Source organism: Bradyrhizobium sp. CIR18, from assembly GCF_014198295.1.
GTDB lineage: Bacteria > Pseudomonadota > Alphaproteobacteria > Rhizobiales > Xanthobacteraceae > Bradyrhizobium.
In genome coordinates this window covers 1,400,177-1,414,164 of record NZ_JACIHF010000001.1, presented here as the reverse complement: position 1 = coordinate 1,414,164, position 13,988 = coordinate 1,400,177, and the positions used below count along the sequence as shown (strand labels likewise).

12 protein-coding genes and 2 tRNA genes are annotated in these 13,988 nt (G+C 64.1%); 8 read left to right on the top strand and 6 right to left on the bottom strand.

Going from position 1 to position 13,988, the window contains the following annotated elements:
• Positions 1-2: 2 nt before the first annotated feature.
• From GGD65_RS06970 to GGD65_RS06960, 3 genes are all read right to left on the bottom strand, one after another.
• The gene (locus GGD65_RS06970; protein ID WP_179734234.1) at positions 3-1,352 is read right to left on the bottom strand and encodes a caspase family protein; all 1,350 of its coding nucleotides are present in this window, start codon (positions 1,350-1,352) and stop codon (positions 3-5) included.
• A 110-nt stretch (positions 1,353-1,462) separates the two neighbouring features.
• Positions 1,463-2,092, bottom strand: coding sequence for a glutathione S-transferase N-terminal domain-containing protein (locus GGD65_RS06965; RefSeq protein ID WP_183234730.1), 630 nt, complete (start codon positions 2,090-2,092; stop codon positions 1,463-1,465).
• Positions 2,093-2,103: 11 nt separating this feature from the next.
• Entirely contained in the window at positions 2,104-2,697 is a 594-nt protein-coding gene (locus GGD65_RS06960; RefSeq protein WP_018316499.1) for a cysteine hydrolase family protein, read from the bottom strand.
• A gap of 130 nt (positions 2,698-2,827) precedes the next feature.
• Between GGD65_RS06960 and GGD65_RS06955 the strand changes: the two genes are divergently transcribed.
• The 5 genes from GGD65_RS06955 to lepB all read left to right on the top strand — a co-directional run bounded on the left by GGD65_RS06955 (position 2,828) and on the right by lepB (position 6,408).
• Positions 2,828-3,667: a LysR family transcriptional regulator gene (locus GGD65_RS06955; RefSeq protein ID WP_183234729.1), complete on the top strand. Its 840-nt coding sequence runs from the start codon at positions 2,828-2,830 to the stop codon at positions 3,665-3,667.
• Between the two features lie 188 nt (positions 3,668-3,855).
• A tRNA-OTHER gene (locus tag GGD65_RS06950) sits at positions 3,856-3,927 on the top strand.
• 7 nt (positions 3,928-3,934) lie between these two features.
• Positions 3,935-4,000: transfer RNA gene (locus GGD65_RS06945), tRNA-Lys, on the top strand.
• A gap of 333 nt (positions 4,001-4,333) precedes the next feature.
• Positions 4,334-5,497 carry a slipin family protein gene (locus GGD65_RS06940; protein WP_183234728.1) on the top strand — a complete coding sequence of 388 codons (1,164 nt, stop codon included), beginning with the start codon at positions 4,334-4,336 and terminating at the stop codon, positions 5,495-5,497.
• A gap of 161 nt (positions 5,498-5,658) precedes the next feature.
• Complete coding sequence (gene lepB / locus GGD65_RS06935) at positions 5,659-6,408, top strand: signal peptidase I (protein ID WP_183234727.1); 750 nt, start codon at positions 5,659-5,661, stop codon at positions 6,406-6,408.
• 196 nt (positions 6,409-6,604) lie between these two features.
• Here lepB and groL read toward each other — a convergent pair whose 3' ends face one another.
• Positions 6,605-8,245: a chaperonin GroEL gene (gene groL, locus GGD65_RS06930; protein WP_092259181.1), complete on the bottom strand. Its 1,641-nt coding sequence runs from the start codon at positions 8,243-8,245 to the stop codon at positions 6,605-6,607.
• A gap of 47 nt (positions 8,246-8,292) precedes the next feature.
• The gene (locus tag GGD65_RS06925) at positions 8,293-8,607 is read right to left on the bottom strand and encodes a co-chaperone GroES (protein WP_018322058.1); all 315 of its coding nucleotides are present in this window, start codon (positions 8,605-8,607) and stop codon (positions 8,293-8,295) included.
• A gap of 378 nt (positions 8,608-8,985) precedes the next feature.
• Between GGD65_RS06925 and GGD65_RS06920 the strand changes: the two genes are divergently transcribed.
• A complete protein-coding gene (locus GGD65_RS06920; RefSeq protein WP_028141201.1) occupies positions 8,986-9,273 on the top strand; it encodes an usg protein in 288 nt (95 codons plus the stop codon).
• Positions 9,274-9,474: 201 nt separating this feature from the next.
• Here GGD65_RS06920 and GGD65_RS06915 read toward each other — a convergent pair whose 3' ends face one another.
• On the bottom strand, positions 9,475-11,604 hold the full coding sequence (locus tag GGD65_RS06915; protein ID WP_183234726.1) for a tetratricopeptide repeat protein: 2,130 nt from the start codon (positions 11,602-11,604) through the stop codon (positions 9,475-9,477).
• Between the two features lie 219 nt (positions 11,605-11,823).
• On the opposite strand from GGD65_RS06915, the gene GGD65_RS06910 reads away from it, so the two are divergent.
• Positions 11,824-12,339 carry a cupin domain-containing protein gene (locus GGD65_RS06910; protein ID WP_183234725.1) on the top strand — a complete coding sequence of 172 codons (516 nt, stop codon included), beginning with the start codon at positions 11,824-11,826 and terminating at the stop codon, positions 12,337-12,339.
• 420 nt (positions 12,340-12,759) lie between these two features.
• Positions 12,760-13,884, top strand: coding sequence for a rhomboid family intramembrane serine protease (locus tag GGD65_RS06905; protein ID WP_312017687.1), 1,125 nt, complete (start codon positions 12,760-12,762; stop codon positions 13,882-13,884).
• Positions 13,885-13,988 lie beyond the last annotated feature (104 nt).

Genomic DNA, 13,988 nt, shown 5'->3' with positions numbered 1-13,988 from the left:
GATCAGCGTTTGACGAAAACCAGGTTGCAGGCGCGCGCCTCGTTGCGCTTGCCGCTGCCGCGGGTGCGATCGAACTGCGCGTCGACCGTAAAGGCGTAAGGCGAGCCGGGCGCAAGGTTGTTGAGGGTGTACGCGCTTGCCCCTGTTGTGCCGCGCGCGCTCAACGTCGTCTTGCCGTCGGCCGGGATCTGGCCGTCGATCTCCAGGCGGTTGACGCCGTCCTTGCTCTGGGCCTCGGCGTGAAACACACCGTTGGTCACGGTGCCGGCGAGGGGCCTGGTGAAGCCCTGCGCCTTGCCGGAAGCCGGGCAGTTCAGCGTCACGTCCCAGCTGCCGTCGAAGTCCTTGCTGCCGCCGGCGCGGGTGTTGGTCGCAGGCGCCAGCGCCACCTTTTGCTTCAGGCCCTCGATCCGCGCCTTGGCGAGACTGGCGAAGCTGCAACTGGAAAATCGCGTCAGATGGTCCTCGAAGGCGCTGGCGGTGCCGATGGTGTCGGCAGCCTTCCAGTGCGCCTCCGCGGATGCGCAAGGGTCGGCCCGCGGCGCGACTTGCGGAGCCCCTGGTGCGATCGTGACCGAGACCGGCCCGTTCAGGTAGAACTTGCCGATGATCGACAGCGACAGCTCCGGAAGCTGCGTCTTGCCGCTGGCATCATAGACGTCGCTGCTGATGTCGCGAAACACATCGCCGATCTCCTGCGGCTCTTCGATGTGCTTGAGGAACGCGGTCGTGTAGGGGCTGTTGCGGCCGACGCCGTCCGCCGCGGTCTGCCCCGATTGCGTCGAGAACGACACGATCGTGCCGCGCGGCGCTTCGACCTTCGACAGGCCGCGCCCGATCGAGGCGGCCCGCGTCGCTGAGCGTTTGAGAGTTTCCGCCAGCGGATTGTCGCGGCAGGAATCGAGCACCAGGATGCGCAGGTTCTTGGCTTGCTGCAGGTCGTTCACGATGTCGTCGACCCGCACGAAACGCTTGAGGTCGGCCTCATCGGTCAGCGTGGCGTCGACAGGCATCAGATAGTTCACGCCGTTGTACTGCATCGCATGGCCGCTGTAATAGAATATGGCGACGTCAGCTCTGCTCGCGGCGCGCGCGAAGCGGATGGTCAGATCCTGCATGTCGGCTTGGCGCAGGTCGATGCCCTGGATCACCTCGAAGCCGCTGCGTTTGAGCGAGGCCGCGACGTCCTCGGCATCGTGTGACGGGTTGGGCAGCTGCGCCGTCGATGTATAGGCGCCGTTGCCGATCACCAGTGCCACCCGCGTGTCCGCCGAGGCTGTATCGGGAGACAGCCAGCCGGCGAGGAGGCCCAGGCAAAATAAAGATGAGCACAATCTGGAAAGAGCACGCATAAATGCCTTCCAAGAAATATCGAAAAATATCCCTCCAGACTAGCGCATGCCGCGCCGACTTCAATGCCCTCGCCGGGAAAACGCTCGGATTTCGCGACCGTGACGTCCGGTCACGCTGCCATCGCCTTGCGCAGGGCCATCTCGGTCGCAATCGCTTCCCGCACGGCCGGCCGCGCCTGCATGCGCCCGAGATAGGCTGACAAGGGCGGCCATTGCGCGATGTCGACGCCGGCGGGACGGAGCAGCAGCAAGGCCCAGGTGAGGTGGGCATCCGCGACGGTGAAGCTGTCGCCGACGAGGAATTCGCGCTCCGCCAGATGCGCCGACGGCACCGACAATGTCTGCGTGATTCTGGTGCGTGGCTTGGCGAGCGAGCCGTCGTCCTTGTACCAGAAGGTCGGAAACAGGAACCCCTTGTGGATCTCGGCGCCGATGAAGCTCAGCCATTCCTGCAGGCGATAGCGATCAACGTCGCCGGGCCGCGGCGCAAGGCCGCGCTCGGGCTTCGCGTCGGCGATGTATTGCAGCACCGCCGCGCTCTCGGTCAGCCGTTCACCGTTCTCCAGCATCAGGACCGGCACCGCGCCCTTCGGCGACACGCCGAGGAAATCTCTGCCGTCGTCCACGACCTGCTTGGTCCAGATATGGGCAAGGTGATACTGCGCCTCGATACCGGCCTCCATCAGCGCGATGCGACTCGAGAGCGAGCAGGCCATCGGAAAGAAATAGAGTTGCAGCATCGGATGCTCCGTCAAATCAGCGCATCGCTGCGCGCGATGATCGCGAAGCGGTCCGAGAGCTCGGCCAGCGCGACCTCGTGAATCGTCCGGGCGTCCAGTGTGCCGCCCCGGCCGTCCGGCAGGTCGCGAGTGGCGCAGGCATCGGCCGCGATCGTCGTCCGCAGGCCGAGATCGAGCGCGGCGCGGGCGGTCGAGGAGATGCACATGTGGGTCATGAAGCCGGCCAGCACGATGTTCTTGCGTCCGGTCGCGGCAAGCCGGGCTTGCAGATCGGTGCCGGCGAATGAGTTCGGCAGCGCTTTCTCGACCACGGGCTCGCCTGCTTGCGGCGTCAGGCGATCGACGATCGCGCCGCGCGCCGCCTCGCGGTCGAACAGGCCGCCGGCGCGGCCCTTGTGCGCGACATGGATGATCGCAGCGCCGCTCTCCCGTGCCCGCGCCAGCAGGCGCGCCGCCGCGGCTATCGCCGGCTGTGCATCGGGAAGGGCCAACGGGCCGGCGCAATATTCGTTCTGGATGTCGATCAGCACGAGGCAGGCCTCGTTGAGCTTCGGCGGATTGAGATCGGCGCCGGCGAGTTCGAGCAGGGTCTTGGGGGCGGTCATGCTGGTCAGGCCTTCCAGGGAGATCGGATGGCGTCACATTAGCGCAGCATTGGCCTGCCATTGTGCAGGACTATTGCAGCTTACGGCTGCAGATTTGCAGGGCACGGCACCGCCTGCTAGGCTTGCCCGGATGAACTGGGACGATCTGCGCATCATTGCCGCGGTGAGGGACGAGGGCACCTATGCCGGCGCCAGCGCGCGGCTGCGCATCGACGAGACCACCGTCGGCCGCCGGCTCGCACGTATTCAGCGCGATCTCGGGGTGCTGCTGTTCGATGCCGTGGACGGCCAGCGCCGTCCGACGCGCCATTGCGAGGCGGTGCTCGAGCATGTCGGCGCGATGGCCGCCCATGTCGCGGCGATCGATCGCATCAAGGAGAGCCAGCCCGGCCCGGTCGGCCGTCTGCGCATCGCCTCGACCAACGCGGTCGCCGAAGAGTTGTTGGCGCCGCATGCGAGCGGCTTCCTGCGCGATCATCCCGGCCTGACCCTGCAATTCCTGACGTCCAGCGGCAACGTCAAATTCTCGCGCTGGCAGGCCGACCTCGCCATTCGCCTGCGCAAGCCGGAGAAGGGCGACTTCACCATCTCCAAGCTCGGCGGTGTCAGGCTGTATTTCTTCGAGCCCGCCGACCGTGCCGGCGGCGAGCCGGTCGCCTGCATCTATCCCGATGAGCTCGACACCATTCCCGAACAGCAGTTCTTGCGCGCGAAGCGGCTGACGAACGTTCGCTGCATCACCGACAACGTCCGCATCATCAGGACCATGATCCAGTCGCATCAGGCCGTCGGCGTGTTGCCCGAACACAGCTGCGAAGGCCTGCTCGCCGACCGCAGCCTGCGCGCGACGCTGCTGCCGAGGCGGCGCGACGTCTGGCTGCTGGTGCAGAACCACCTCAAGCGCGATCCGGCGACACGCGTGACGATCGACTGGGTGAGGGCGTGTTTCCAGGACATCGCGCGCCCCTGACGTCACGACGCGCTGTGATCATCGCGTCACAGTGCGCATGGTGCGACGAAAAATCCTGAACTGCCCCCTTGCAACCCGAACGTGCCTCGTCTATTAGCCCGCTCCTTCGCTAGGCCATGTGTCCGGGCTCTCTGAGATCCCGGCTGGCGCGATCCGGTCTCCGGTCTCGTGTTCCGCCGAATGAAGACGCAGGATGTAGCTCATGGAGAGCGCCGGAGTAAAACCCGGAGGCATCGGTTCGATTCCGATTTCTTGTACCAACCAAAGGATAGCTCAGTGGTAGAGCAGATGACGTTTAATCATCGTGACGCGGGTTCGAATCCCGCTCCAGCGCTACGGGTCAGCCTGAAAAACTGACACCTCTGACGAGGACCGGACGCGCGCTTCAGTCGCAGTCCGGCCGTTTTGCCGCAAGGCTTTCCGTCCGAACCTAGACACTGTGAGACCGGCTTTGCGCCGCGGGTAGATACCGCTTGCGTTGATGCCGGGTGGCTCCGCTCGGCCGCGCGACACCCGTCGCGCGATCGCGCGCGTGCGCCCGTCGTCATGCGAGCTCAAGCCTCGGCCCGTCGATCTCTCAGGAAGCGTCGTCCGCGTCCTCAAATCCTTTGCAAACGAAACCTGTTGTCCGGCATCCGGCCGGACGCAAAACGATGGAGGCGTGCCATGACTTCGAACAAGGGCTGGCATTTGCTGATGCTGAACGTGACGGTCAAGGATGGCGAGCGGGCGTTGCTGACGCGCAACGGGCAGCTCGTGCGCGTGCTCGCGCCCGGCAGGCACCGTCTGTTCGATCCCCTGCACGAGCTCAAGGCCGAGGTGCTCGATGTGGTCCGCAGCGAATTCTCTGCGGATCGCTACGCGGTGCTGAAGGCCGCACGGCCTGATCTGGCCGCCGAGCTGTTCGAGGCGGTCGAGACCAGGGCGGACGAGATCGCCATCGTCAGCCTCGACGGCCGGCCCGTGCATCTGATGACGCCCTGGCAGGTGCGCGTCTACTGGAAGGTCGCAACGAGCGTCGATGTCGAGCGCATCGATGTGTCCAGCGATGTCAGGGTTGGCGCGCGCCATCTGGCCATGATCGAGCGTAACCGCTCGGCCGTGACGTCGGAGACGGTGGTCGAGAACCACGAGGCGGGCCTGCTCTATGTCGAGGGCCGGCTCGTGGAGCGGCTCGTGCCCGGCCGGCACGCCTTCTGGACCGTCGGCCGCAAGATCGAGGTGAAGCGCCTCGACCTGCGGCCCCAGGCGGTCGAGATCACCGCGCAGGAGATGCTGACCAAGGATCGCATCGCGCTGCGGGTGACGCTGACGGCGTTCCGTAAGGTGGTCGATCCCGAGCGGACGGTTGCGACCGTGCCCGACGTGGATGCGTGGCTGTACCGCCTGGTGCAGTTCGCGATCCGGGAGGCGGTTGCGGGCCGGACGCTGGACGAGGTGCTGTCTGCGAAGGCGGCGCTGGATGCGGAGCTGCGCGACTATGTGCGCGCACGCGTCGCGGAGTCCGGTGTCGAGGTCACCGAGCTCGGCGTCAAGGACGTGATCCTGCCCGGCGAGATCCGGGAGCTGGTGAACAAGGTGGTGGAGGCGGAGCGGGTCGCCAAGGCGAACCTGATCCGCCGGCAGGAAGAGACCGCGGCGACGCGTTCGCTTCTGAACACCGCCCGCCTGATGGAGGAGAACCCCCTGCTGCTGCGGCTCAAGGAGCTGGAGTCGCTGGAGCGGCTGGTCGAGAAGGTCGGCCGTATCGATCTCCATGCCGGCAACGGCGAGGGCCTCGATGCTCTCCTGACCCGGCTCGTGCGCCTCAAGGCGCCCGAGAGTACGTAAAACCGAAGGGCCGCCCACGGGCGGCCCTTCACATATCCGTCGTCGTCGCTTGCAATGAACGCGGAGTCGCGCCTGTGCGACCAAAATCACGGAAGTGGGATTGCACGCGCGCGAAGGTTGCGTAATCTCGCGATGACTATGGGTTTGATCAGGGCAGGCGCATGACGATTCTTCAGGACACCATCCGGCCGCCGACGGCGCGATCGCGGGAGTGGAAGGTGATCGTCATCCTGATCCTGCTGGTCCCGGTGCTGTGGTCCCCGCTGATCCTGTTTCGCTTCGTCCTCTATCAGCCGTTCAGCATCCCCTCCAATTCGATGGCGCCGACGCTGATGGTCGGTGACCATGTCTTCGCCGCGAAATATGCCTATGGCTACGGCCGCTACTCCTTTCCCTTCGCGCCATCCTGGATATCGGGCCGCGTCTTCGCCGCCAACCCGGAATACGGCGACATCGTCGTGTTTCGTACGCCGAAGGATACCTCGGCCGACTACGTCAAACGCGTGGTCGGGCTGCCCGGCGACCGCATCCAGATGCGGCAGGGCCAGCTCATCCTCAACGACCGGCCAGTGACGCGCGTCGCGCTCGAGGACGGGCTCGCCGACAACGCCTGCGGTGGGGATGGCGGCGTCAGGGTCAAGCGTTGGCGCGAGACGCTGCCGAGCGGCGCGTCCTATGTCACCAACGACTGCCTCGACAACGCTTTCCTCGACAACACCAACGTCTTCACGGTGCCGCCGGGCCATTTCTTCGTGCTCGGCGACAACCGCGACAACTCCACCGACAGCCGCATGATGTCGGCGTTCGGTTTCGTGCCGATGGACAATCTCGTCGGCAAGGTGACGCGGATCTTCTGGTCGCTCGACGAAGATGGCGAGCCGCGCATGGAGCGGTTGGGGAAGGTGGAGTGAGGCTCGGAATGACGGAGGTTCGTAGCCCGGATGGAGCGCAAGCGTAATCCGGGAAGGCCGCCTGCGTCGCACGAGATGTCCCGGATTGCGCTTCGCTCCATCCGGGCTACGAGCCGCCGTTCCGCGAGAACGTCCGTCCCAAACAAAAACCCCGGCATCGCTGCCGGGGTTTCGTAGTTCTTGAGGTGGTTGGACCTTAGAAGTCCATGCCGCCCATGCCGCCGCCCGGGGGCATCGCGGGGCCGGCGCCGCCCTTCTTGGGCAGCTCGGCGACCATGGCTTCCGTGGTGATCAGCAGGGCCGCAACCGAGGCAGCGTTCTGGATCGCGGTACGGACCACCTTGGTCGGGTCGATGATGCCCTTCTTGACGAGGTCGGCATATTCGCCGGTCTGGGAGTCGAAGCCGTAATTGTAGGCCTTGTTCTCCAGGATCTTGCCGACGATCACCGAGCCGTCTTCACCGGCGTTGATCGCGATCTGGCGGGCGGGAGCCGACAGCGCCTTGCGCACGATCTCGACGCCGGTCTTCTGGTCGTCGTTCTTGGTGCGCAGGCCCTTGAGCTGCTCGGAGGCACGGAGCAGGGCGACGCCGCCGCCCGGAACGATGCCTTCTTCCACGGCCGCACGGGTCGCATGCATCGCGTCATCAACGCGATCCTTGCGCTCCTTCACCTCGACCTCGGTCGCGCCGCCGACGCGGATCACCGCGACGCCGCCCGCGAGCTTGGCAAGACGCTCCTGGAGCTTCTCACGGTCGTAGTCCGAGGTGGTCTCCTCGATCTGCGCCTTGATCTGGGCCACGCGCGCCTCGATGTCGGCCTTCTTGCCGGCGCCGTTGACGATCGTGGTGTTCTCCTTGTCGATCATCACCTTCTTGGCGCGACCGAGCATGTTGAGCGTGACGTTCTCGAGCTTGATGCCGAGATCTTCCGAGATCGCCTGGCCGCCGGTCAGGATCGCGATGTCCTGCAGCATGGCCTTGCGGCGATCGCCGAAGCCCGGAGCCTTGACGGCCGCGACCTTCAGGCCGCCGCGCAGGCGGTTCACGACCAGGGTCGCGAGGGCTTCGCCTTCGACGTCCTCGGCGACGATGACCAGCGGCTTGCCGGTCTGCACCACGGCCTCGAGCAGCGGCAGCAGCTCGTTCAGCGAGGAGAGCTTCTTCTCGTTGATGAGGATGTAGGCGTCGTCCATCTCAACGCGCATCTTGTCGGCGTTGGTGACGAAGTAGGGCGAGATGTAGCCGCGGTCGAACTGCATGCCCTCGACGACGTCGAGTTCGGTCTCGAGCGACTTGGCTTCCTCGACGGTGATGACACCCTCGTTGCCGACCTTCTTCATGGCGTCGGAGAGGAACTTGCCGATCTCCTGGTCGCCGTTCGCCGAGATGGTGCCGACCTGGGCGATCTCGTCGTTCGAGGTGACCTTCTTGGAGTTCTTCTGGAGGTCCGCAACCACGGCTTCGACCGCGAGGTCGATACCGCGCTTCAGGTCCATCGGGTTCATGCCGGCGGCGACCGACTTGGCGCCTTCCTTCACGATCGCCTGGGCCAGCACGGTGGCGGTGGTGGTGCCGTCGCCGGCCGCGTCAGCGGACTTGGAGGCGACTTCGCGCACCATCTGCGCGCCCATGTTCTCGAACTTGTCCTCGAGCTCGATCTCCTTGGCGACGGTGACGCCGTCCTTGGTGATGCGGGGTGCGCCGAACGACTTGTCGAGGACGACGTTGCGGCCCTTCGGGCCGAGCGTGACCTTCACCGCGTTGGCGAGAACGTCGACGCCGCGCAGCATCTTGTCGCGCGCTTCAACCGAGAATTTGACTTCCTTGGCTGCCATCTGGAATTTTCCTTGGATAATGTTTGACTGGAGGGAAAGAGAGGCTCTTAGGCCGCCTTCTTCTTGGAAGCGGGGACGTCGAGAACGCCCATGATGTCGCTTTCCTTCATGATCAGCAGGTCTTGGCTGTCGATCTTGACTTCAGTGCCGGACCACTTGCCGAACAGCACGCGGTCGCCGACCTTCAGGTCGATCGGGATCAGCTTGCCGGCTTCGTCGCGGCCACCGGGGCCGACGGCGACGACTTCGCCCTGCGAGGGCTTTTCCTTGGCCGTGTCGGGAATGATGATGCCGCCAGCGGTCTTCTCTTCTGCGTCGATGCGCTTGACCACGACGCGGTCGTGAAGCGGACGGAATTTCATGCAGTCCTCCTAAGCATTTGCTCAGATTGATGTTTCAAGGGATGTTAGCAGTCAATGCCCGCGAGTGCTAGCACGAGCGAAGCTGAAATAGGACAGGAATTTTGCGGGAGCAAGGGCTTCTAGCAGAAAAATCAGCACCCGGAAGCGCGGACTGCCAGAATCTCTTTTCCATCGTTAACCGAGGCCGAGCCCGTATTAGCACGGTGCCGCCTCTGCTGCTAACGCATTGAATTTCAACAGCTTGTTAAACTTTTGGGCTTGAGATGGGTTGTCAGTTTGCGTCACATTCTCTCATGTGAGCGCATCAGTACCGGGTGGCTCGTCAGGCGCACACCGACCAGGCCGCCCCTTGAATGCGCTCCTGCAAAGGAGGTTGGCATGGGCGTACGGAGTGGGGGCGTTTCCGAGGACTTCCGGAAACAGCTTTTAGGTTACGGGCTGACGACGGCGCAGATCCTCTACCGGATGCCGGATCATCCCTCGCTGCTCCAGACCTACGTCTGGCAGAACTACGACATGTTTCCGAAATTCCCGGCGCTGAAGGATTTCCTGGCCTTCTGGCAGGAAAAGCTCGACGGTCCCCTCCATTCGGTCACCGTCGCGCACTCCAAGCTGATCAAGCCGGCCGAGCTGCGCGCCGTGGATGGCGTGTTCCGGCTGCATTGAGGCGCACACCGGTCCCGTAGGGTGGGCAAAGGCGCTTAAGCGCCGTGCCCACCATCTCTCCATGATCGCGCACGGAAGGTGGGCGTGCTTCCGCCTTCGCTCTTCGAGCTACGGCGGACAAGTCGCTTTGCCTACCCTACGATATCTCCGTTGCAGCTGCGCCGGGCGAACGCGCTATTCCCGTGATCACCTGAGGGGCGATCAGGCGCCCTCGCTGCAATAGCGTCTCCACATCCAGCGATAGGCCTCGTCGACCGCTCGCCCGTATGAGACGGGGTTGCTGGCGGCTGCGGCCCGGATCTTGTCGGGCAGCTCGCGGCGCAACCTGTCGAGCTCGCTAATTTGCGAACCTCGGCTCGTTGCGATTTCGATATACGCCGCATGGCTGTCGGTGACCCAGTCCGGCAAGCCAAGTGCCGTGAGGATGGAGCCGGCAGCACGGCTGGGCAGGCTGTTGCCGAGCTTCGCCACCACCGGCACGCCCATCTGCAAGGCTTCCCATGTGCTGACGCCGCCATTCTGCGGGAACGGGTCGAGGCAGATATCGACGCGATTGAACGATGCCAGATGTTCGCTTCGCAAGGTGGCGCCGAGCAGATCGACGCGTTCGGCCGGCAATCCGCAAGCCTCGAACCGGGCCAGCAAATTTTCGCGCACCAGCTGGTCGTCCAAGGCAACATCCTTGATCAGCAGTCGCGAGCCCGGCACCCGCTCGAGAATCCTGGACCAGACCTGCGCTGCCTCGTCCGAAATCTTGCTGATGCGGTTGAAGACGCCGAAGGTGACGAAACCGTTCGAGATCGCCGGCGTTGGTGCCCGCGGAATCTCGGTCGGCAGCGACGCCAGTGTCACGAAGCACGGCAGGTCGACAATGGTCTCGGCAAACAGATGCCGAACCTCGTGAGGAATCGCGACCGGATCCGACATCAGATAATCGATCGTCGGCAGCCCGGTGCCGGTGCCGTGGCCCCAGCCGTGCACCTGGATCGGTGCCGGCTTGCGCGCGAACACGCCGAGGCGGTTACCTCTGGTATGGCCGGACAGATCGATCAGGATGTCGATGCCGTCGGCGCGGATCTCGGCAGTGAGGCGATCTTCGGTCCATTGCGAGGCGTCGCGCCATCGATCGGCGATCCCCTGAAATTCGCCGGTCGTCGCATCCACTTTCGACGAACAAGCGTAGCACACGACCTCGAACTGTGCCCGGTCATGGTGTTGGAGCACCGGCTTGAAAATCAACGCGGCCGAATGCGCGTTGAAATCCGACGAGACATAACCGAGCACCAGACGGCGATCCGGATCGCGGCTGTTGTCATGCGGTCTCGCCGCGCCTGAAGCGATTTTCGCGCCGACACGCTCCCACCACACCTGACGCGCCTGCTGATGCCGTTCAACGGTGGCGTCCCCCGCAAAATCGAGCGTGAATATCTTGTTGGAGATCGCGCTCTGCAGGTCAGGCTGGATGTCGAGGGCTCTGTCGAAACTGGCGAGGGCCTCATTGACCCGGCCAAGTCCGGCGAGGCAAAGACCCAGCACCAGGTGAGCTTGAATGGAATCTGGATCGATCGCGAGCGCCTGCTGGCAGTCGTGGGATGCGTGGGCAATTTGCTGGATCTGGAGCAGGACACTGGCCCGCGCGAGCCACCCATTCGCGTCGTCGGGTGCCAGCGCAATTGCCTGATTGCCGTCTGCCAGCGCTTCGTCAAACCGCTGAAGTTCCCGTAAAGCCGTGGCACGGTTCGCCAGCGCCGCGGCATAGTCGGGCTTGATCGACAGCGCGCGGTTCAAGCTTGCGACGGCCTCGTCATAATTGCGCTGACGGCACAGCGCCCAACCCCGGCCGTTGTGGGCTTCAGCAAGGCTTGCGTTGAGTGCGATCGCCTTGTCGTAGCTGTGGAGCGCCTCCTCGTGAAGGTCGAGGGCCACGTTCGCGTTACCGAGATTGGAGAGGGTTGCGGCGTGGTTGGGCCGCAAGGCGAGGGACTTTCGATAGCTCGCGCAGGCCTCGTCGTGACGCCGCAGCCCGTTGAGCGCGACGCCCAGCCTCATATGAGCATCGGCAGATTGCGGATCCACGGCGACCGCTCGGCCCAGCAGGATTTCGGCTTGCTGAAAGTTTTTGGCATCAGACTCCAAAGCGCCGAGCATGTGCAGCGCCATGAATTGGTTGGGCGCGAGCTGCAGGAGTTGCCGATAGGCAGCCTGGGCCTCGGCGAGAAGCCCCATCTTGTGGAGCTGGAGCGCATGCCCGAGCAACGGCAGCACTTCGGCTTTTTGCCGTTTCTGAAGCCGGGCATTTTGAAATGCACGCTGACCTACGCTGTTGCCCATGGCTTCAATCCCCCAGAATCTCTCTTCGAGATTAATTCAGCGGGAGAACGAATACGAGACGACGGCCGTTCGCCACGACAGCTTGGGACAAGCTACGACCGATCGGGTCATCGAGCCGCCAGCCTAGCGCCCGGCAATTGCCGCGTCATCCAAGACTGGATAATCTGTGCTCGGGTTGTACCCGTCCGGCGGGCGCGGCTCAGATCAGGGAGGCAGACAATGGCCAAGCAAAAGGCATCAAGACCCGCAACGAAGAAGCGGAGTGGCGCCAAAGCGGCGGCGCGATCCTCGGCACGCAAGGCGGTGAAGGCGAAGGCCCGCACCGCCGCGCCGAAGAAGCCGGCGCGGCCCAGGCAGCGCATCGCGATCAGCCATCACCGCGAGGAAGACTTCAAGGCCGATGGCCTGCGCGCTTACGCGAAATACCGCGACCTCGGCATCGCCGACGCAAGCCACGGCCTCGCGCAAGCGCACGTGATCCGACTGCAAGGTCCTTGCGATCCGGCCGAGGTGTCAAAACTGCATTTTCACGACGTCGACTTCCAGATGGTCTACGTGCTCAAGGGCTGGGTGAAGACCTATATGGACGGGCAGGGCGAGACCTTGATGAAGGAAGGCAGCGCCTGGACCCAGCCGCCGAAGATCAAGCACATGATCCTGGATTATTCGGATGACGTCGAATTGCTGGAGGTGATCCTGCCGGCGGAGTTCAAGACGGTGGAGTTGAAGGCGTAGGCCGATCTGTCTCCTTTGTCATTGCGATGAAGGTTCGTAGCCCGGATGGAGCGAAGCGCAATCCGGGGCCGCTGCCTGCGACGACGCAGACCTTCCCGGATTGCGCTGCGCTCCATCCGGGCTACAGGACCCTCGCTGCCTCCAGCCCCACCACCGCCCATCAAACACGTTCGTCAGCGTTCCCGTCACGATCGGTAAAAAGCACCAGATCTGCGAAACCGGGCACTTACCAGCTGGATGGTTTCAGCTGTCCCGCAGGGCGGGCGCTAACCAGTCGAAAATACCTCTCCCGTCAACTCAAAGCTGTGAAAACGCGGGAGTGCTTTCATGGCGACCAACACTTTTGGCCGACGCGGCGTTGCGGCGCCGCCCTCAAGAGCGTCATTTCAACCCGTCGCTGCGCCGATCGTTCGGGAGGTCGTGCGCGACCCCGCACAGGCCTTGCCTAGTGAGGGGACGCTTTTTGGCGACAACAAGCTTTTGGCCGATATCCCTTTCCTCACCATTGGCCTGATTTTTGGTCTGCTTCTGATCTTCGCTCTGCAACGCGGTCTGGCCATCGACGTTGCGCGGGACGGTGACCTCGATGTCCGCTCGCTGATCGCTCAGGGCGCCTCCGGTTACGATCTCGTTGTCGGACGAGGAGAGTGGTGGAGGATTGGCCTTGCGCCGCTGCTGCACGGCAGCGGGTGGCACCTCATCAGCAACTGCGTCGGGTTGTTCATCGTCGGCGTCAGGCTGGAGTCTCTGATCGGCCGTGGCTGGTTTGCGCTGATCTTCGTCGCCAGTGCAGTGGCGGGTGAGGCCGGCTCTCTCCTGGGCAATGGCCCCGGCACGGTGGGCGTCGGCGCGTCCGGCGCCATTACCGGGCTCATCGCCGCACTGTTCGTCGCGAGCTTCGATCCCGAAGCGGACGCCGATCAAACCATATCGCGATTGAAGACGTCGCTCTTCTTCGGCGTGCCCGCATTGCTGCCGCTGGCCTTCGGCGCCTCGGGCAATGTCAACTATTATGCCCATGCAGGCGGTGCGGTGGCCGGCGCCGCGCTTGCGATCACGCCGTGGCTCGCCTTCTGGTCCTATGACAGCCTGCCGCGGAGCGCCGGCATGACGTTGCTTGCAGCATCCCTCGGATCTCTGATCTGCGCCGGCTTCGCCGCCGTGCATTATTCGTCCTACATGGCCGATGCCGTGCACTATATCCGCGCATCGGAAGTGCCGACGAAGTCTGACGAGATGGTCAGCCGGTCGTTCGATCTCGTCACTCGCTATCCGAAAGACGCGCGGGCTCACGTGTTCCGCGCGGTCTTCTTCCTGGAACAAGCCAACCTGAGGTCGGCGGAGACGGAGGCGCGAACCGCCATGTCGCTCGCAGCTTCGGATGTGGCGGGTGGGCCGGTGCGCTCCGGCGCACAGGGCCTGATGGCGGTGTTGTTGTGGGCGCAGGGACGGGAAAGCGAGGCGAAAGCCATGGCGGCCGAGCCGTGCCGTGCCAAGCTGGCCGAGGTGCGCCGCATCTTGCAGAAGTCGAAATTGTGCAGTTGACCGGAATGACCGGTTCGTAGCCTGGATGAGAGCGTAGCGGCATCCGGGAAAGTCTCTCCGCGGCGAACCTGATCCGGATACTCGCTGCGCTCATCCGGCCTACG